We start from the raw sequence: 16,622 nt of genomic DNA, 5'->3' as shown, positions 1-16,622 counted from the left end.
CCTCGCAGCAGGGTATTCCGGCTCTTAAAGTCAATTTTTGTCAGTCAACCAGGGTCTACCCTTGCCAGATACTTACTCCATAGGCTCAACCTTACTGCTGGGCTTCAATAGGGCGTTGGTCAGGAATAAATTTAGCGGGTTCTGTCTCTACCGCAGGTTGATTCTTGATTCCCGGCACAGGCAATTCTAGGTTGGGGCCCCGACGAATAATGCGACTGCCAAAAAATAGCGCACAGATAAACAGAGTCGTATACACGGCTGCAAAAATTAGCAGGGATGTCAACACCTCGCTCGCAGGCAAGTTGGAAACCCCCTCCGCTGTGCGAATTTGCCCGTACACCACCCAGGGCTGTCGTCCTACACAGCGCACAATCCATCCCGACTCTACGGCAATGTAGCCCAAGGGAGCCGCTAGTAGCCAGGTTCGCAATAGCCACTTTTGGTGGGCGATCGCCTCTGGTGCAAACTTGCCCCGCAGCCATTGGATCACACTCACCCCCATCAAGCCCGCCAAGAAAAAGCCAATCCCGCTCATGATGCGGAACGAGTAATAAACCAAGCCCACCATTTTGGGTCGGTCGTCTGGCTGCCATTCTTTAAGGCCCAAAACAGGTTCAGAGAGGTTTTTCTTGAATTCCAAAATGTAGCCCAGTCCATTGGGAATAGAAATCTCCCAGTCGTTTCGCTCTAGCTTGTTGTTGGGCAACGCCACCAAGCTCCAATCCGCAGGTTGTCCCGCTGGGCTGGTTTCCCACTTGGCCTCCATTGCGGCTAGCTTAGTTGGCTGATAGTGCGCTACCTGCTCGGCGCTGAGGTGCCCAATGTAAATCTGCAAGGGAGTGACGGCGATCGCCACTGCCACAGCAATTTTGAGCGATCGGGCAAAGAACTCAGGATAGCGGTGGTTGAGAATATACCAGGCACTAATTCCGCCAATGACAAACAGCGACGTTTCCAAGGTTGCGAAGAACATATGGGAAACGCTGATGAACATGAAGGGATTCAAAATCGCCTGAAAGTAGTCATCCACAATGAACTTTCCGTTGACAAGCTCTCCACCTGCGGGTGTTTGCAGCCAGGAATTTGCCACCAAAATCCAAAATGTGGAAAGGTTCGCACCAAAAGCAACCATAATGGTGGAGAAATAATGAATGACTGGATGTACTCGCCCCCAGCCAAAGAGCATAATGCCTAGGAATCCTGCTTCGAGCATGAAGGCCATTGCGCCTTCAAACCCCAGAATGCTGCCAAAAAAATCGCCCACTGCTTCTGAAAAAGGAGCCCAGTTTGTGCCGAACTGAAACTCCATAGGCAAGCCAGAGGCAACACCAATGCCAAAGTTTAGAACATATAGTTTCGACCAGAAGCGGGCGTGGCGGTAGTAATCTGGATTTTTTGTCCTCAGCCATAATCCTTCAACCACAACAAGGTAGATTGCCATACCTGTTGTAAGAACGGGCCAGAGCATGTGAAAGATAGCCGTCAAAGCAAACTGCATTCGCGACAGTGCGACAGTATCAGCCCAGATAGCCATAGTTGCCTCATTGACAAGGGTTTAGACAAAGGTTTAGAACGGATCGGAACGAACAGGCAAGGGACAATTCTCATCGCTTGATGAGAACAAAAACGGCGACCGCTAACACGAAGTAACCGAACCCTTTTTCAAGCTGCTTGGCGCTGACGAATTGATTTAAGTAAGATCCCAAAAGAATCCCAACGCTAGAGGCGATTGTAAAAGACAAAAGCAAGTTCCAATCAATCGGAACGTGACCAAAGTATCCGGCAAACCCAGTAACGGATTTTAGCGCCAGGATGATTAGGGACGTTCCCACAGCTTCTTTCATGGGGGTTTTTCCTAGCAGCACCAAGGCCGGAATCACCAGAAACCCACCCCCAATACCGATGAAGCCTGTGAGGGTGCCAACGGCAAGACCTTCCAGAGCAATTGCCAACCACTTAGGAATGACTGTGTGGTGATCAGAATGATCGGCCTTATCGAGCGGGTTTTCTGATTTGCTGGCTCCTTTGCGAATCATGGTGATTGAGGCAATCAGCATCATGACTCCAAAGGTCACAAGCTGAATTGTAGGGTTAATAAATGGCAACGAGGCTATCCTCGCTCCTAGATAAGCCCCTAGCATGGAAGCAGGCGCAAACAGCGCGATAATTTTAGGATTGACATTGCCTTGCCGCCAGTGAGGAATCGCACCGATCAAGCTCGCAACTCCCACAATGACCAAAGTCATGGCAAAGGCAGATTTTGCAGGGACGGACATGACATAGATCAGCACAGGAGCCGCCAAGATCGACCCACCCCCACCAATCAACCCCAGGCTAATGCCAATACAAATTGCCAGCAAATGCCCAATAACAGTAATTAACATTGATGTATCGTCCTAGAGATGTATGGTTCTAGATTTGTTTGCTAAGCCATGCAAAACTGGGCGATCGCCCAGCCTTAGAAGACTCGTTGCAATCACCACTCCAAAAAATTAGGACGCTCGATGAGCGCCCTAAAACCTTAAACTCAAACGCGCTGGTTGTAAGGCAGTTTAGCCAGCAGCATTCCTAATGCACAGGTATTCGTAATCCCAGCAAACACCAGACCAGCACCCACAAAACCGCTGAGGAGCAAAAACCAGGGAGAGACAAACGCACCCAGTAAAGTGCCAGTTACAACCAGCGAACCTGCGACAATCTGCACCTGGCGCATCAGGCTAATGGGGGCACGTTTGTTTACCTCAGTTGGAAACCCAGCCTGCACCCAAGCCGATAATCCGCCTTCCAAATGGGTCACTTCATCGATTCCTGCTGCGAATAATTTCTGTGCTGCCTGAGCCGATCGATTGCCTGTTCGGCAATACAACACCACAGTTTTGTTGCCATCTTTGTTGCCACCAAACGGAATGCGATTCGGATCGAATTTGGACAGCGGCACTAGGATTGAGCCAGGGATTTTTTCGCCTGCATGTTCAGAGGGTTCGCGAACATCAACTAGCGTGACGGCTTGTTGGCTCAACAAGGTACTCAGGAAAGATGGATCAATGGCTTTTAGGCGATCGCGCTGAGTTTGACTGGAATAGTTGAAACCAATCTCATTCATGCTCGTCATTGGACGCTCCTAACTGTTCAAAATTTTGAGTGATGTAGTCTACAAAAAATCGCTTGACACCCGGGCGACTTTTAAAGTCCAAGCCCATCGCCGTTGTTCGGTGCAGAAATTCTTCGACGGTCATGCCCTGCTCAATGCCAGACCGCAACAGCGCAATCCCAGCCGAGCGCAGCCCCAGTGAGCAGTGCATCAAAACTGGCTTTGGGAGCTGATCAACGTGCTCACACACCTGAGCGATAATCTCACCGCTCAGACTAGAGGGATTTACAGGAACATGGACATACTGCATTCCCAACGATTCCACTATCTGCGGCTCATCGGGCAGAAATCCCTTTTCCTTTGGCATCCTCAGATTGATCACTGATTTGAAGCCCTGTTGAGATGCCTGCTGCAATTGCTCTGGGCTAAGCTCTCCGGCCACAGAAACGTCTGCGTCTATCCGGTGGATGCCAACTAGCTGCGTTTCGTTCATTTCTGCATTCCCATTTCTGTGTTTAAGCCGTCCTACTGCCCTGCCAAACTGAGTCCTCTAGCTGGTTACAAGTACATTGCCACACTGTTCATTTGCGGGAACGGCTTCCATGATTTTTTTGGGATCAGGCAGATTCAGCCCGTTCATAAACTCTATGAACTGATCGCGGGTTCGCCCAGCAAAGCGCGGGTTCCAGTGTTCTTCTTCAGCAATCGTGGAGACGCTGTGGCCGCGATAGTCGTGGGCAGGGTACACGAGCGTACCATCTGGCAGCGTAAACAGGTTCTCTGTTACGGAGTCATACAGTGTCCCTGCATCGCCGCTTTGGAAATCAGTCCGTCCGCAGCCCCGAATAAACAATGCATCGCCCGTTAGTACTCGGTCGCCATTCACCAGATACGCCATATGGCTATCGGTATGTCCTGGAGTGGCGATCGCCCGAATTTCAACTTCTCCGACCTTCAAGACTTCCCCATGCTGGATGTGGCGGTTGGCACAAGCAACCTGCGCCTTTTCCGGCACAATCGTTTCACAGCCCGTTAGCTCCCGAAGTTTGCCAGCCCCCGTGATGTGGTCAGCATGGACGTGGGTTTCTAGGCAGTATTTCAAGGTCAATCCCAATTCATTAATCAGCTTGTAATCGCGCTCGACCTGTTCAATCACGGAGTCCACCAAAACTGCTTCCTTGGTCTTGGGGTCAGCAATCAAATAGGTGTAAGTCCAGGTGTCTTGATCAAAAAGTTGTCGAAATAGCATCGTTCGTTACCTCGTGAGACGGTGTTGTGCAGAAGGGTTGTGTTCTAGAGGTCGCCTGCTACAAACAGAATGGCGACAACAACCAGGATTGAGAAAAACGTGAGATAGCCAGCAACCATGACTGCGATCGCCCCGTAGCGTTGACTTAGGGATTCTGGTTTTCAATTTAATTACCATATAGTAATGTAGTTTAAGGTTTAATTTTCGTCAAGCCGCTGAAATGGATTTAAGATTTTCTTCAGAAGAGACAACTATATTACCAACTGGTAGTATGGTACACATAGTAAATATCTTACGTCATCGACTCATTTTCTACACCTTTCGTTACATTTGAGGAACTACCGTGTCACCGACTGCACAGCAAACCCAACCAACCCACCCTGCTGAACAGCTTCGTCAAAATCTCTCGACCGCCGAGGCGATCGCCCCGCCCGTAAAGCACCACCAAATTGTGATTGTGGGGGGAGGAGCCGCCGGAATCACGGTTGCGGCCCAACTGCTGAAGCGAAACCGCGCTCTAGATATTGCCATCATCGAACCGTCCGACAAACACTACTACCAACCTGGCTGGACGCTGGTGGGCGGCGGCGTGGCTCCGATTGAGAAATTCATTCGAGATGAAAAAGATGTCATTCCCAAGGGAGCAAGCTGGATTCAAGCGCGAGTCGCAAAACTAGACCCCGATCGCAACACGGTCATCACCGAAGCCGGCCAAGCCATTGAGTATGAGTACTTGGTACTATGCCCCGGCATTCAAATTGACTGGCATCTAATCAAAGGCTTGAAAGAAGCCCTGGGTAAAGGCGGAGTCACCAGTAACTACTCCAAAGAATACGCCCCCTACACCTGGGAAACCATCCAAAACTTCAAAGGCGGGAACGCCCTCTTCACCTATCCTGCCACGCCGATTAAGTGTGGCGGTGCGCCTCAGAAAGTAATGTATATGGCCGATGACACCTTCAAGCGCAAGAGCGGTGTCGGAGTGAACACCACGGTGATGTTCTGCACTGCTGGGGCCTCTATGTTTGCCGTACCAGAATATGCAGCCGCTCTGGATAAAGTAGTGGCGCGGCGCGGCATTGTTACCAAGTTCAAGCACAACCTCAAGGAAATCAAGGCAGACACACAAGAGGCAATTTTTGATGTCACCACCGATAACGGCACTGAGGAAGTCAGCATTCACTACGACATGATCCATGTGGCTCCCCCCATGAGTGCCCCTGATTTTATCAAGCAAAGCCCGCTGGCTGGAGCCGGTGGCTGGGTGGATGTTGATAAGGCAACGCTGCAACACACTCGCTATGCCAACGTGTTTTCACTCGGCGATGCGTCTTCTTTGCCGACCTCTAAGACGGCCGCAGCCGCCCGTAAGCAAGCGCCGATTCTCGTTCAGAACTTGCTGTCTTTGATTCAATCGCAGCCGATAACCGAAGAATACGACGGCTATACCTGCTGTCCCCTCATCACAGGCTACAACTCAACCATCATGGCAGAGTTTGCCTATGGGGGAAAGCTGGCTCCCTCGTTTCCGCTCGATCCCACCCAAGAGCGCTACTCAATGTATTTGGCAAAGGCCCATGTGTTGCCCTGGTTGTACTGGAATCGAATGCTAAAGGGTGAAGGATTTGAAGCGGATATTTTCAAGCCCATCAACCGACTGCTCCGGCGCTAAACGAGATTGCGGAGGGGATGGTCGCTGCCCATCCCCTCAAGGATCGGGCAGTTCCCTGTGTTTTAAGGTTGGCGATCGCGTCTACTACACTGGTTCAGATGCCAAGCTTCTGTGCGATTACGGAAACCAAGTGCTAGAAATCATCGCCCTAGATGCAAAAACGAGGCGAGTCGTCTGTCAAACGACTCGTCTCGAGCAAGTTGTCGGAATTGCATTTGATGATCTCAGCAAACGCTAGCGGCTCTGCCTTAGCTGTGATAACTGCTGAAGCTGTTGACTCTGCTGTTCAACTTGCATCGTCAACGCATCACAAACCAAATCGCACAGTTCAAACAGAAATGGATTGGCAATGCGATAGTAAACACAGACTCCACGCTGTTCGCGAGCAACCACCCCAGCTTGAGTCAGCATTTTCAGATGCTTAGAAACATTCGCCTGTCCCAAGCCTGTTTCTTCGATAATCTCTGTTACATTCTTAGCGCCTGTTTTCAGAGAACATACAATCTGAAGGCGACTCACTTCTGATAAAACTTTGAAGAAGTCTGCCATCAGGCTCAATGCTTGGGGAGTGAGTTTAGAAATACCGCACTCATTGACTAGGTTTGCATGGGCTAGGCTTGCATCTACTTGTTCTGGCGCTCTTTCTTGAACCGCAACAGGCTTTCTGGATGATTTTGTAGGCATGGGAGGCATTCCGCAACTTGGACAGATCTATTTATTATCACTATATTACCACACGGTAGTAGAACCTGCACAATTAACGGAGAGTACAAAGATGGCGCTGTTTGACAGACTATCGGCATTATTGGGCGGCGGGCTGATTGGTCTCAGCGCGACCATTTTGTTGTTGCTGAGTGGTCGAATTGCGGGCATTAGCGGCATGGTGAATGGGGCAGTTACCTTTCGCAAAGCAGAAGCTTGGCGATGGAGTTTTATCGCTGGGTTGTTGTTGGGCGCTGCGCTGTATGAGTATGGCTTTGCAGTGCAGCCCACACCTCGTTCTACGTTTGCACCAATCGCCATGCTTGTGGGGGGACTGTTGGTTGGCTGGGGAACCCGCATGGGAAACGGCTGCACGAGCGGTCATGGGGTCTGCGGGTTGGGACGCTTATCGGGGCGATCGCTGGTGGCTGTCCTCACGTTTTTAATCACTGGAATGCTGACAGTGTTTGTGATTAGACATGGTTTTTGATTAGACATGGTTTGTCTTTGTAACTGTGATCGCAAAACCCAACAAATCAATCTAGATTTATGAAAAACCATCTAGCAGCACTCATTTCGGGCATTCTGTTTGGCTTTGGGCTAGGACTATCACAAATGATCGATCGCGATCGCGTTCTCGGGTTTCTCGATGTAGCAGGTGCATGGGACCCAACGTTGCTGTTCGTTTTGGGAGGCGCAGTTGGCGTTACGGTGATTGCGTTCCGTTTTGTACTCAAGCGATCGCGTCCCTTATTTGCCGATAAATTTTATCTCCCTACTAAACGAGAGCTTGACTCGCCGCTGGTTGTGGGTGCGGCAATTTTTGGCATCGGTTGGGGGATTTCGGGCTACTGCCCAGGGCCAGCAATCGCAGCACTGGTTTTAGGAGTTTGGAATCCGGTTTTGTTCTTGATGGGCATGATTGTGGGTTCTCTCGCTCAAAAATGGACAGCAGATCAAAGTCAAACTGGCCAGAAGACCGAGTTGAGATGAAAGGTCTGAAACCCAGTGGTTCAAGAACATTCAAGAACAAATGAGTTCGCTGCGATTCGAGATTCTGACCAGAAGCAATAATGCCCACAAGGGCGATCGCTCTGAGGAAACTTTTCAGTGCCTAATCTGAGCATTGTCACTTTTCTAGGAGTAGAATCTACGTCTTTGTGCGGCGACTTAATCGAGTTCAGCGAGAAACATGCCTCAAGTCTGTTGTCCAAGGTTTTCTCTCATGTTTCTCAGCCCATGCTGGGTATCGAGCCGGGCATTTTAATTGCCAACATCGAAGTAGCTCCAGGGCTGGAGGTGGCCGCTGTCATCACCAAGTCATCGGCGAAGCCTACGCCGTGGTCAAAGCCTCCGACGTGATGGTGGCTGTGGATTAGGCTACTGCTTTCGGGCCACGATGTGGAAGATGTGCCAGTGCTTGTCTTCCCCCAAGGCAGTTTTGCCGGGGTGGTTTTCTTCCTCCAGCCATTCGACGGCAAAAGGTTCTAGCAGTTGATTGATTTCGATGCGGCTGTGGTGGGTGAGGTCAGCATAGACCGCCCAGGAATCCTGGTCGCCAAAGAGTTGTCCGCAGAAGCGCCCGCCGGGTACCAGGGCCACCACAATTTCCTCCCACAGGTGGGCAAAGTGCTGGGGTGGGCAGAAGGGTAGGCAGAAGCTGGCGTTGATCAGGCTCACCGCTGGGGGTAGGGTGAGGTTCTCGAAGCGCTGGACACGGGTCTCTAGGTAGGTGCGATCGCAGTCATCCCGCTGCCGCAGGCGGGCGATCGCCTCGGGTTCACCATCGATAGCCAGCACTCGCCAGCCCCGGCGCAGCAGTTCCACGGTGTCGCGCCCGTCGCCGCAGCCCAGGTCCACCGCAAACCGAGGCAGGGGGTTGGGGTCTTGGGCAATGGAATCCAGCGCTCGGGTCAGGGTCGTCCGGGGAGGCCGCCCTTCCACTGCCTGATAGTATTGCTGCCACCGGGTTTCAAAGTTCATTGCTGCCTCTGCGGCTGAGGACAGATCGCCCATCGGCCAACGCTTTAGAAAGTCACACATGGGGATTAGGCTGGCTAGCCCCTCCGAAGTGCAAGGGTTCGAGGACAGGTTTCGAGATCGGGGGTCGGGGTGGCAACAGTAAGGCCGATCCAGCGATCGATCGCCTCGGAGTCGAAGCCAGCACGGCGATCGCCCTCCACCTCCAGCAGCGGGCGGCGGATCAGCAATGGGTTCAGCACCATCAGTTCTAGGGCAGTGTCAGCATCAAGTTGGGCAGGCACGACCACCCCAGAGGCGATCGCCGGGGCGCTGGCGTTGAACCACTGGGGCACGGGCAGCCCAGCAAAGAAGGGGCGCAGGCGATCGCAGATCCACGGCTCGGTCAGCAGGTTGCGGACGATCACCCGATGCCCTGCGGCTTCCAACAAACGCTGTTGGCGGGCGTTGTTAAAGCAGCCGGGCTTTTCGTAGAAGGTGACTGTGGCCATGGGGAACCTCTTGGATGGGTGGGGTTGGGTCGGGGTCTGCGGGTGGGCTAGGGGAGATGGGGTTAGCGGGCGATCGCCGGAAAGTCTGCCTTCAAAATCTCCAGCCAGTTGGCAATGCGCTGGTCAGTTTTCTCACTTTCGTTTACCTCATCCAGGGGCAGCCCCACAAACTTGCCGTCGCGGATAGCAGTGGACTTTTCAAAGGTGTAGTCTTCCGCAGAAACCGCCCCGACGATAGTGGCCCCTAGCGCCTTGAACTGGTCGTATAGAATGCCCAAAGCCCCAACAAAATGCTTGCTGTGGCCTTCACAATCGCCGGGGCCAAACAGGGCAATGGTCTTCCCCGAAAAGTCGGGCTTGTCCATTTCCATGTCGAATATGGGTTCGCGCCAGTCGTTCTGCAATTCGCCCGCCCCCCAGGTGGAGCAGCCGAGGATCAGGTAGTCATACTGGAGCAGGTCATCTACGCTGTCGTAGTCAGACTCCATACTGTAGAGATCACAGCGATCTTCACCGATTGCATCTCGAATTTTTTCAGCAATTTCTTCTGTAACGCCAGAAGTGCTGCCGTAGAAAAGTCCAATGTCTGCCACGGGTTTACTCCTTGAAAACAGGTAGAAGGTAGAGGGGATAGGTTGGGCATTGCCTAATTCGTAGAGCCACTATCGTCTAAATTTTGGCGGCTGTTTCTTTCCTCCAAATCAGATTGAGGGCCGACCAGTCGCACGTAGATCGCGCTCACCAGCAAAGGCGGCAAGGTAAGATGTCCGTTTTCGGTGCGAATCATGAAGTTGGGGTAGCGCTGGGTAACGGCAATGGTTTTTCCTTGAGTTAAACCAAGGGATTGCAGGTGAGAAAGAATTTGGGAATCGGTCTGGGTGAAGCGAGCAATCGTGCCGCGATCGCCCACATTGAGAACCTGTAATGCTGCTCCTGCAACCGTAAATCGATTAAACATGACGCAACTCCAGCGAAAAGATTGGGTCAACCGTAGGCTGCATCCACGGAGCAATGCACCCCCTTAATCGTCAAATTAAATACGCCTCCATATGGGTCTTAATCGTGCAGTCCGATCGCGGATACGATGAGCAAAGTACGATAAAGCCCTTGGCAATCTGCTCGTCGTCTAGAAAAGACTGCTCCTCCTGATTAACCTCACCTTCGACCAGTTTGCCAACGCAGCTAGAGCAAGCGCCCGACCGACAGGAGAAGGGTAGGTCAATGTCGTTCTCTTCTGCCGCGTCAATGATGTAAGTGTTCTCATCCACCGGAATAGTGACATCGATATTACGCTTCTTGTTGATTAGACGAACTTGATAGGTTTTCGTCATGGTAGGACTCCTTTGAGAGGCAGTTTGTGGATGTTGAACTTTGAGTGCTGAGTCAAATTCCTGCATTCAAGCCTAAAAACGCAGCCCAAAAACTCAATGCTCAAAGCCTTTAACTACAGGGCACCCCAGCAGGGCTGCAATCGCCCGCCGCCTGGAACGACTTGCCGCAGCCGCAGGTGGCAGCGGCGTTGGGGTTGGTGAATTTAAACCCGCTCTCTAGCAGGCTATCGATGTAGTCCACCACAATGCCGTCCAGCAGGGGCCAGCTTATGGGGTCCACAAAAACCTTCAAACTGCCCGATTCCACAACCCGATCGTCGGGCTTAGGAGCGTTGGCAATCTTAATATCGTACTCGTAGCCGTTGCAGCCGCCGTCTTTCACCGCCAAACGAACGCCGCGTTCGGGAGTGTAGTTCGGGGTGCCGCGTAGGAAGGTACGCAAGCGCAGTTCGGCGAGTTCGGTAATCGTGATAGTCATAGCAAATGGATAGGTAAGAATTGGATGGGTAAAGGGGTAGATGAATTTTGGATTGGCGATTCTGGATTTTGGCAGTGCTGCTGTAGGATAGGCATTGCCCACCGCTACCTCAAGGTGGATCGCGAGAAAAGGTCATGGGCTACCTCCTCGCCATTGCTACAGGAATAGTGCGATCGCCCTTTGCCTTCACCCCACCGCACACCGGGCAATCCGGGTCGTGGTAGGCACGGCGTTTAGCAAACTCTGCCCGCGCCAGATCCATAGTGAGGAGCTGACCCAGCAGCGGCTCGCCCAACCCAGTGACAAGTTTGATCGCTTCCAGGGCCGCCAAGCAGGCCAGGGTGCCCGACACCGCCCCCAGCACTCCAAAGCCCCAGCGATCCCACTCCGGTTTTTCGGGAAACAAGCACGACAGGCAGGGGGTTTTCCCCGGAATCACGGTGAGCAAGTAGCCCTCCATTGCGTTCATCGCCGCTTCCACCATCGGCTTGCCCCAGCGCACACAGGCGGCGTTGAGCAAATCGCGCTCTTTGAAGTCAAAGGCGCAGTCTAGGGCGATGTCTGCCCGCTGCACCAGAGCATCGATGTTTTCAGCAGTAACGTACTCGCACACCGCTTCAATCTCAATGTCGGGGTTAAAGGCGGCCAAGGTCTGTTGGGCCTTGAGTACCCTGGGTCTACCCACCCAGTCATCGGTCATCAGCACCTGACGATTCAAGTCATCCCGCTGAAGGTCGCCCCCCCGCAGCAAAATCAACCGCCCCACCCCCGCCGCCGCCAGATACAGCGCTGCTGTGCCGCCCAGTCCGCCCACCCCAGTCACTAGGGCAGTAGTGGATTTCAGTCGTTCCTGCGACTCCTGGCCAAAGCCAGGGATTTGCATTTGACGACGGTAGCGATCGCGCTCGGTAGGTGAGAGCATAGCGTGGGGTGTTGTCATGATAGAAAGATAGGGAGATAGGGATGGAAAATTTTGAGATTGCAGCTTGAAGCTTTGACTGAAACTCACAGTTCAAACCTGAAAATTCAAAATGTCAGGACTTGCGTACTTGCGATAAGTTTTCTGGGTTTTGGACAATTGCTTACGGGTGCAGCCTGCAAGCAATTGTCCAACTGCGTAAGTCCTAATGTCTTACTCGACTTCAATTTCAGAGAGAAGCACGACATTTTGGGGTTTGTTGTTGAAAACTTTGAACAGTTTTTGCTGAAGAGGCGACGAGGTTTGGAACAGGCTGTAAGCCTCCTGCAACAGTTCTCGGTACTGGTTAAAGGTGGCATCATTCGCCATATCTGGATTTTCGACCCCCTTCTCTTGCATCAGTCGGGAGAATTTTTGCAAGATGTGCAGGCGATAGACATTGAGAAACTGCGGGTCGTAGGACAGTCCAAAAAACGCAAAGTAGTCTTCAGCCTGGGTAATTTCATTAAAGGTCGTTACTTTAGAACTCATTGGGCTTGCTCCAGGGTGTGCAGTTGTTGTTTCAAGTCACGCAGTTGGCAATAGACCTCGTAGGTGCGGGCTGCCGCAGCAGGCAAAAGATCTAAATCGGCGGGCAGACCTTCAGCAATATCGTGCAGATCCATCTTGAGTTGCCCAGCTTTGCTATTGAGCTTTTTGATTTGGGCCTTGAGAGCGTCAATGGTAGAAGAGTCAGTGGTTAGCATTGGAGACTTTCGATTGGGAATTTCGGATCAGGCAAGAGATTAGGCAAAACAAAAACTGAGAGTTAGCGATTGGGGATTTGGATAATTTTTAGAATCAGAAATGTCACGAATTAGCTACGCATTCCTCTCGGCTCCGCCAGCATCTTTCCAGCCAGTCCACCCGTTCCTGGCGAGAGCAGGAAAACTGAAATAGGGCACTGCGAACTAGCAATAGCGCAAGGGCGTGGTTGACCTCTACTCGAAGCGTGCCATCTGCCGGGCAAGCGCAGGGGATATTCAAATCTCGCAGGCGGAGGAAGATCGACCAGCGATCGCATCGGTTCACTGAAATCACTTGTCCCCAACCGGAGACAGAAGAAGACGAGTTCATGGCACGAGCTCCACGGGGATAGGGGCAGACTGTCTAAGTTGGCTCACCTGAGTTTCCAAGGTTTCGATGCGATCGAGTAGGGCGCGGATCGTCCTCGCTTCGGCATCGGGCAGTTGGGCATGATCCAGGGGAGCGGTGGCGGTATTGCAGCGGCAAACGTTGCGGCTAGGCACGCCGACAGCAGTGCAGTGGGCAGGCACCGATTGCAGCACCACCGCCCCGGCCCCAATGCGGGCATAGTCGCCAAGGGTAATGTTGCCAAGTACCTTGGCCCCGGAGCCAATCACCACGTGGTTGCCTACAGTAGGGTGGCGCTTGCCAGTCTCTTTGCCAGTGCCCCCCAAGGTGACTCCCTGGTAAATCAGGCAGTAATCCCCCACGATCGCCGTCTCACCAATCACCACGCCCATGCCGTGGTCGATGAAGACACCCCGGCCAATCTGGGCACCGGGATGAATGTCGATGCCCGTGAAAAAGCGGCTGAGGTGGGCGATAAACCGGGGCAGAAAAGGGATGCCGCGATCGCGCAGTTCGTGGGCTAGGCGGTGGGCGGCCAGGGCGTGCAGGCCGGGATAGCAGCACAGCACCTCCAGCCAGTGACTCGCCGCCGGATCGCGTTCAAAAATGATGGCAAAGTCCTCTCGTAAAGCGGCCAGAATGGGCAACCGCTTGGGGATATCGACCGAAGGCTGGGTAAAACTGCGAGAAAAAGAGAGAAACATAGCTCCAGTGGAGGCGTTTTGTTTCTCTGCTTATAGCAATGACTTCAAGACTGCTAGTTGAGGGCTAACTCATCCAGATGACTAAACCAATTACGACTGCACTCAACCCCAAATCCCCTATCAATTCAAGGGAAAAAAGTTTTTGATGGTCAGGGGACGGGTATTTCTCATGGCGGGAAGACGCATTTTTACCCCTAGGTTCAAGCATTATGTACTCACCAAAAAGTCTGACTCAGCAAAGGCTTTAGATGATTTAGCAAGTGGGTCAAGATTCTGTCAATTATGCACTCAAGATAGAGGCTTCCAAGCCTGCAATTGACCTTTAACACAAAAAACTGTAGCAGATTTATCAGAAGCTCCTCTATTTAATTCAGAAATCCTTAACATCTGTTGCCCTACATCTGTTGCCCTTGAAGAAAGTAAGCCAACTAGTAAACCGTCTGGTAAACCGTCTGAAATATCTGAAGTCTGCTTCTATCTCCCTAACCCCTGAGAGAAGCGGAGAACTGAAATTTCAAAGTCCCTCTCTAAGAGAGATTTGGGATTGAGATTACCCAGTCATCCAAGTCGGCAAACCCATCACGCTCCGGGCTGCCAAAACATTTCTTAACCCACTAAAAGTAACGTTGATAACCATTGCGCTAAGCAGACAGCCAAGATCGATACGGTTTAATATTTGGCACTTGAAAACAACGCTTCATTCTGTAGTAAATGATGCCAAAATGCGAGCTTTGAGTACTCAGAAACCTCGGCTCGTTAAAGCGTTAGACCAATGCTAAATCCTTTCTCCAATGGGCACTTCATCTGAGTACAGAAATACAGCATTCGGCTATTGAAATACCAGCATTGCTCTTGGGAAATACTAGCCCCCCACCCTGTCAAAAAAGATCAAGGTTTCTGTAATCCGGGTGTCTGACAGTTGAGTACACCGCTAATCATTCAATCAACTCTACCGGGACAAGCGACCAAAGTAGCAAAATTCCCGTTGCTATAACTCTTTCAACGCCGAACACACCAGCGTTACTCGATACCTGAAAAGGTACTCAGCAGATGGCAACGTCAACCCCAGCTTGGTTAAAGCTAATAACTTTGACACGTTGCCCTGTCAGTACCTAAACAGCAATCGAACGGCCCACCGATTTCCTCGCGACACCACCCACGCAGGGGAATCGCCTTTATCAGCACGTCGCTGGCTGATGGGTTCTGCTCCCCCAAGGGCACCCACCAGCCAGCGACGGAAATTCTCCAACCCTTGTCTGGCTGCGCCGCCATGCGTTCCAACCCCGCCCTATCCACCCCTACCTCCCCAAACCCATGACGCCACCGCCATCCTCTGCCCTGACCTCCGCGCCCACCGCGACGCCCGATCTGGACATTACCCTGACCAAGACCAAAACCGGGGTCAAACCGGCGGGCGGCGGCTGTGGCACGACCGCCTCTGGCTGCACCACCAAGACCGATACCGCCCTCAGCGAGAGCTTGCAGGCCCGCATTGAAAAGCACCCCTGCTACAGCGAAGAGGCCCACCACCACTATGCCCGGATGCATGTAGCAGTAGCCCCCGCCTGCAACATTCAGTGCAACTACTGCAACCGCAAGTACGACTGCGCCAACGAGAGCCGCCCCGGTGTGGTCAGCGAACTGCTTACTCCCGAAGAGGCCGCCCACAAGGTCTTAGTGGTGGCAGGCAAAATTCCCCAGATGACGGTGCTGGGCATCGCTGGCCCTGGCGATCCCCTGGCGAACCCCGAAAAAACCTTCCGCACCTTTGAGCTGATCGCCGAGCGGGCCCCGGACATCAAGCTCTGCCTCTCCACCAACGGCCTGATGCTGCCGGATTATGTGGATCGCATCAAAGCGCTAAATGTCGATCATGTCACCATCACTATTAATATGGTGGACCCCAGCGTGGGCGAGAAGATTTATCCCTGGGTTCACTACCGCCGCAAGCGCTATCGGGGTCTTGAGGGGGTACGCATCCTCCACGAGCGGCAGATGGAGGGATTGCAGGCTTTGAAAGAGGCTGACATTCTCTGCAAGGTCAATTCCGTACTGATTCCTGGCATCAACGACGAGCACATGCCCGAGGTGAATGCCGCTATTCGGGAGCGGGGCGCGTTTTTGCACAACATCATGCCGCTGATTTCGGCCCCGGAGCACGGCACCTACTTTGGACTGAATGGGCAGCGCGGCCCTAGCCCCAAGGAACTGAAGCAGGTGCAGGACAACTGTGCTGGCAACCTGAAGCTGATGCGCCACTGTCGCCAGTGCCGGGCCGATGCCGTGGGTCTGCTGGGGGAAGACCGCAGCCAGGAATTCACCAAGCAGAAGTTTATGGAAATGCCCGTGGACTATAGCCTGGAAACCCGCCAGGCGGTGCATCTTAGCATTGAGCAGGCCAAGGCTGCCGTCGCTGCCAAAAAGCGCTCCGCCGCCCGCATTCCCGGTGAGCGTTCGGAGGATTCGCCCAAGGTTCTCGTTGCTGTAGCCACCAAGGGCGGCGGCATTGTGAACCAGCACTTTGGCCATGCCAAGGAATTCATGATTTACGAAGTGGATGCTGCCGAGGCTCGGTTCATCAGCCATCGCAAGGTGGCTGATTACTGCCAGGGCGGCTATGGCGAAGAGGCGATGCTGACGGGCATCATCGACACCATTGCTGACTGCAAAGCGGTGCTAGCGGCCAAAGTCGGTCCCTGCCCCAGCAAGCGGTTGCAGGAAGCGGGCCTGGTGGTGGTCGAAGATTACGACGTGATCGAGACCGTAGCCCGCAGGTTCTACGACGAGCATGTGTTGAAACGATAGGTCTGTCCCTCACCCCTAGCCCCTCTCCCTAGGGGAGAGGGGAACCGGATCGAACCCACCCCTAGC

General features: G+C 52.8%; 22 protein-coding genes. 5 read left to right on the top strand and 17 right to left on the bottom strand.

All coding sequences use genetic code 11. The annotated features are described in order from the left end of the window. Positions 1–91 precede the first annotated feature (91 nt). The 5 genes from IGS16_RS00750 to IGS16_RS00730 form a co-directional block, all read right to left on the bottom strand. Positions 92–1,534, bottom strand: a complete 1,443-nt coding sequence (locus tag IGS16_RS00750; RefSeq protein ID WP_297082460.1) for a cytochrome ubiquinol oxidase subunit I — start codon at positions 1,532–1,534, stop codon at positions 92–94. 70 nt (positions 1,535–1,604) lie between these two features. Next, entirely contained in the window at positions 1,605–2,384 is a 780-nt protein-coding gene (locus IGS16_RS00745) for a sulfite exporter TauE/SafE family protein (RefSeq protein ID WP_297082458.1), read from the bottom strand. A gap of 143 nt (positions 2,385–2,527) precedes the next feature. Continuing rightward, the gene (locus IGS16_RS00740; protein WP_297082456.1) at positions 2,528–3,112 is read right to left on the bottom strand and encodes a rhodanese-like domain-containing protein; all 585 of its coding nucleotides are present in this window, start codon (positions 3,110–3,112) and stop codon (positions 2,528–2,530) included. Then, positions 3,096–3,584: a protein tyrosine phosphatase family protein gene (locus IGS16_RS00735; protein WP_297082454.1), complete on the bottom strand. Its 489-nt coding sequence runs from the start codon at positions 3,582–3,584 to the stop codon at positions 3,096–3,098. Before IGS16_RS00735 ends, IGS16_RS00740 begins: the two co-directional genes overlap by 17 nt. Positions 3,585–3,641: 57 nt before the next feature. Further along, positions 3,642–4,340 carry an MBL fold metallo-hydrolase gene (locus IGS16_RS00730; protein WP_297082452.1) on the bottom strand — a complete coding sequence of 233 codons (699 nt, stop codon included), beginning with the start codon at positions 4,338–4,340 and terminating at the stop codon, positions 3,642–3,644. A gap of 421 nt (positions 4,341–4,761) precedes the next feature. Between IGS16_RS00730 and IGS16_RS00725 the strand changes: the two genes are divergently transcribed. Beyond that, a complete protein-coding gene (locus tag IGS16_RS00725) occupies positions 4,762–6,012 on the top strand; it encodes an FAD/NAD(P)-binding oxidoreductase (RefSeq protein WP_367185689.1) in 1,251 nt (416 codons plus the stop codon). 234 nt (positions 6,013–6,246) lie between these two features. Here the strand turns inward: IGS16_RS00725 and IGS16_RS00720 are convergent, their stop codons facing one another. Beyond that, the gene (locus IGS16_RS00720) at positions 6,247–6,696 is read right to left on the bottom strand and encodes a helix-turn-helix transcriptional regulator (protein WP_197673272.1); all 450 of its coding nucleotides are present in this window, start codon (positions 6,694–6,696) and stop codon (positions 6,247–6,249) included. Between IGS16_RS00720 and IGS16_RS00715 the strand changes: the two genes are divergently transcribed. From IGS16_RS00715 to IGS16_RS00705, 3 genes are all read left to right on the top strand, one after another. Further along, positions 6,695–7,204 carry a YeeE/YedE family protein gene (locus tag IGS16_RS00715; RefSeq protein ID WP_297082448.1) on the top strand — a complete coding sequence of 170 codons (510 nt, stop codon included), beginning with the start codon at positions 6,695–6,697 and terminating at the stop codon, positions 7,202–7,204. The genes IGS16_RS00720 and IGS16_RS00715 overlap by 2 nt on opposite strands. A gap of 59 nt (positions 7,205–7,263) precedes the next feature. After that, positions 7,264–7,707: a YeeE/YedE family protein gene (locus IGS16_RS00710; protein ID WP_297082446.1), complete on the top strand. Its 444-nt coding sequence runs from the start codon at positions 7,264–7,266 to the stop codon at positions 7,705–7,707. 213 nt (positions 7,708–7,920) lie between these two features. Beyond that, positions 7,921–8,076, top strand: a complete 156-nt coding sequence (locus IGS16_RS00705) for a hypothetical protein (RefSeq protein ID WP_297082445.1) — start codon at positions 7,921–7,923, stop codon at positions 8,074–8,076. An 18-nt stretch (positions 8,077–8,094) separates the two neighbouring features. On the opposite strand, the gene IGS16_RS00700 is transcribed toward IGS16_RS00705, so the two are convergent. The 11 genes from IGS16_RS00700 to cysE form a co-directional block, all read right to left on the bottom strand. Further along, complete coding sequence (locus IGS16_RS00700) at positions 8,095–8,697, bottom strand: trans-aconitate 2-methyltransferase (protein WP_367185688.1); 603 nt, start codon at positions 8,695–8,697, stop codon at positions 8,095–8,097. Positions 8,698–8,771: 74 nt separating this feature from the next. Next, positions 8,772–9,185, bottom strand: coding sequence for an ArsC/Spx/MgsR family protein (locus tag IGS16_RS00695; protein ID WP_297082441.1), 414 nt, complete (start codon positions 9,183–9,185; stop codon positions 8,772–8,774). 62 nt (positions 9,186–9,247) lie between these two features. After that, positions 9,248–9,778 (bottom strand): flavodoxin, encoded by a 531-nt coding sequence (locus IGS16_RS00690; protein WP_068515319.1) that lies wholly within the window; start codon positions 9,776–9,778, stop codon positions 9,248–9,250. 53 nt (positions 9,779–9,831) lie between these two features. Then, positions 9,832–10,143 (bottom strand): ferrous iron transport protein A, encoded by a 312-nt coding sequence (locus tag IGS16_RS00685; protein ID WP_297082438.1) that lies wholly within the window; start codon positions 10,141–10,143, stop codon positions 9,832–9,834. A 70-nt stretch (positions 10,144–10,213) separates the two neighbouring features. Then, on the bottom strand, positions 10,214–10,516 hold the full coding sequence (locus tag IGS16_RS00680) for a 2Fe-2S iron-sulfur cluster-binding protein (protein WP_068516893.1): 303 nt from the start codon (positions 10,514–10,516) through the stop codon (positions 10,214–10,216). Positions 10,517–10,625: 109 nt separating this feature from the next. Then, the gene (locus IGS16_RS00675) at positions 10,626–10,994 is read right to left on the bottom strand and encodes an iron-sulfur cluster assembly accessory protein (protein WP_297082436.1); all 369 of its coding nucleotides are present in this window, start codon (positions 10,992–10,994) and stop codon (positions 10,626–10,628) included. Positions 10,995–11,133: 139 nt separating this feature from the next. Continuing rightward, entirely contained in the window at positions 11,134–11,916 is a 783-nt protein-coding gene (locus tag IGS16_RS00670) for a HesA/MoeB/ThiF family protein (RefSeq protein WP_297082433.1), read from the bottom strand. A gap of 210 nt (positions 11,917–12,126) precedes the next feature. Beyond that, entirely contained in the window at positions 12,127–12,444 is a 318-nt protein-coding gene (nifW, locus tag IGS16_RS00665) for a nitrogenase-stabilizing/protective protein NifW (protein WP_297082432.1), read from the bottom strand. After that, complete coding sequence (locus tag IGS16_RS00660) at positions 12,441–12,659, bottom strand: CCE_0567 family metalloprotein (protein WP_297082430.1); 219 nt, start codon at positions 12,657–12,659, stop codon at positions 12,441–12,443. Before IGS16_RS00660 ends, nifW begins: the two co-directional genes overlap by 4 nt. Positions 12,660–12,762: 103 nt before the next feature. Then, positions 12,763–13,029 (bottom strand): Asr1405/Asl0597 family protein, encoded by a 267-nt coding sequence (locus IGS16_RS00655; RefSeq protein WP_297082428.1) that lies wholly within the window; start codon positions 13,027–13,029, stop codon positions 12,763–12,765. Next, a complete protein-coding gene (gene cysE, locus IGS16_RS00650; RefSeq protein ID WP_367185687.1) occupies positions 13,026–13,751 on the bottom strand; it encodes a serine O-acetyltransferase in 726 nt (241 codons plus the stop codon). The genes IGS16_RS00655 and cysE overlap by 4 nt, the downstream gene beginning before the upstream one ends. Before the next feature lie 1,314 nt (positions 13,752–15,065). Between cysE and nifB the strand changes: the two genes are divergently transcribed. Further along, a complete protein-coding gene (nifB, locus tag IGS16_RS00645; RefSeq protein ID WP_297082426.1) occupies positions 15,066–16,556 on the top strand; it encodes a nitrogenase cofactor biosynthesis protein NifB in 1,491 nt (496 codons plus the stop codon). The last annotated feature ends 66 nt before the right edge of the window (positions 16,557–16,622 follow it).

Source organism: Thermoleptolyngbya sp. C42_A2020_037, assembly GCF_015272455.1.
Classification (GTDB): domain Bacteria; phylum Cyanobacteriota; class Cyanobacteriia; order Elainellales; family Elainellaceae; genus Thermoleptolyngbya.
This window is presented reverse-complemented; position numbering and strand designations above follow the sequence as displayed.

What these genes read in the sequence shown, in the direction of transcription:
- IGS16_RS00750 (WP_297082460.1), bottom strand. Translation starts at nt 1,534, where the DNA reads ATGGCTATCTGGGCTGATACTGTCGCACTGTCGCGAATGCAGTTTGCT.
- IGS16_RS00745 (WP_297082458.1), bottom strand. Translation starts at nt 2,384, where the DNA reads ATGTTAATTACTGTTATTGGGCATTTGCTGGCAATTTGTATTGGCATT.
- IGS16_RS00740 (WP_297082456.1), bottom strand. Translation starts at nt 3,112, where the DNA reads ATGACGAGCATGAATGAGATTGGTTTCAACTATTCCAGTCAAACTCAG.
- IGS16_RS00735 (WP_297082454.1), bottom strand. Translation starts at nt 3,584, where the DNA reads ATGAACGAAACGCAGCTAGTTGGCATCCACCGGATAGACGCAGACGTT.
- IGS16_RS00730 (WP_297082452.1), bottom strand. Translation starts at nt 4,340, where the DNA reads ATGCTATTTCGACAACTTTTTGATCAAGACACCTGGACTTACACCTAT.
- IGS16_RS00715 (WP_297082448.1), top strand. Translation starts at nt 6,695, where the DNA reads ATGGGAGGCATTCCGCAACTTGGACAGATCTATTTATTATCACTATAT.
- IGS16_RS00720 (WP_197673272.1), bottom strand. Translation starts at nt 6,696, where the DNA reads ATGCCTACAAAATCATCCAGAAAGCCTGTTGCGGTTCAAGAAAGAGCG.
- IGS16_RS00710 (WP_297082446.1), top strand. Translation starts at nt 7,264, where the DNA reads ATGAAAAACCATCTAGCAGCACTCATTTCGGGCATTCTGTTTGGCTTT.
- IGS16_RS00700 (WP_367185688.1), bottom strand. Translation starts at nt 8,697, where the DNA reads ATGAACTTTGAAACCCGGTGGCAGCAATACTATCAGGCAGTGGAAGGG.
- IGS16_RS00695 (WP_297082441.1), bottom strand. Translation starts at nt 9,185, where the DNA reads ATGGCCACAGTCACCTTCTACGAAAAGCCCGGCTGCTTTAACAACGCC.
- IGS16_RS00685 (WP_297082438.1), bottom strand. Translation starts at nt 10,143, where the DNA reads ATGTTTAATCGATTTACGGTTGCAGGAGCAGCATTACAGGTTCTCAAT.
- IGS16_RS00680 (WP_068516893.1), bottom strand. Translation starts at nt 10,516, where the DNA reads ATGACGAAAACCTATCAAGTTCGTCTAATCAACAAGAAGCGTAATATC.
- IGS16_RS00675 (WP_297082436.1), bottom strand. Translation starts at nt 10,994, where the DNA reads ATGACTATCACGATTACCGAACTCGCCGAACTGCGCTTGCGTACCTTC.
- IGS16_RS00670 (WP_297082433.1), bottom strand. Translation starts at nt 11,916, where the DNA reads ATGCTCTCACCTACCGAGCGCGATCGCTACCGTCGTCAAATGCAAATC.
- nifW (WP_297082432.1), bottom strand. Translation starts at nt 12,444, where the DNA reads ATGAGTTCTAAAGTAACGACCTTTAATGAAATTACCCAGGCTGAAGAC.
- IGS16_RS00660 (WP_297082430.1), bottom strand. Translation starts at nt 12,659, where the DNA reads ATGCTAACCACTGACTCTTCTACCATTGACGCTCTCAAGGCCCAAATC.
- IGS16_RS00655 (WP_297082428.1), bottom strand. Translation starts at nt 13,029, where the DNA reads ATGAACTCGTCTTCTTCTGTCTCCGGTTGGGGACAAGTGATTTCAGTG.
- cysE (WP_367185687.1), bottom strand. Translation starts at nt 13,751, where the DNA reads ATGTTTCTCTCTTTTTCTCGCAGTTTTACCCAGCCTTCGGTCGATATC.
- nifB (WP_297082426.1), top strand. Translation starts at nt 15,066, where the DNA reads ATGACGCCACCGCCATCCTCTGCCCTGACCTCCGCGCCCACCGCGACG.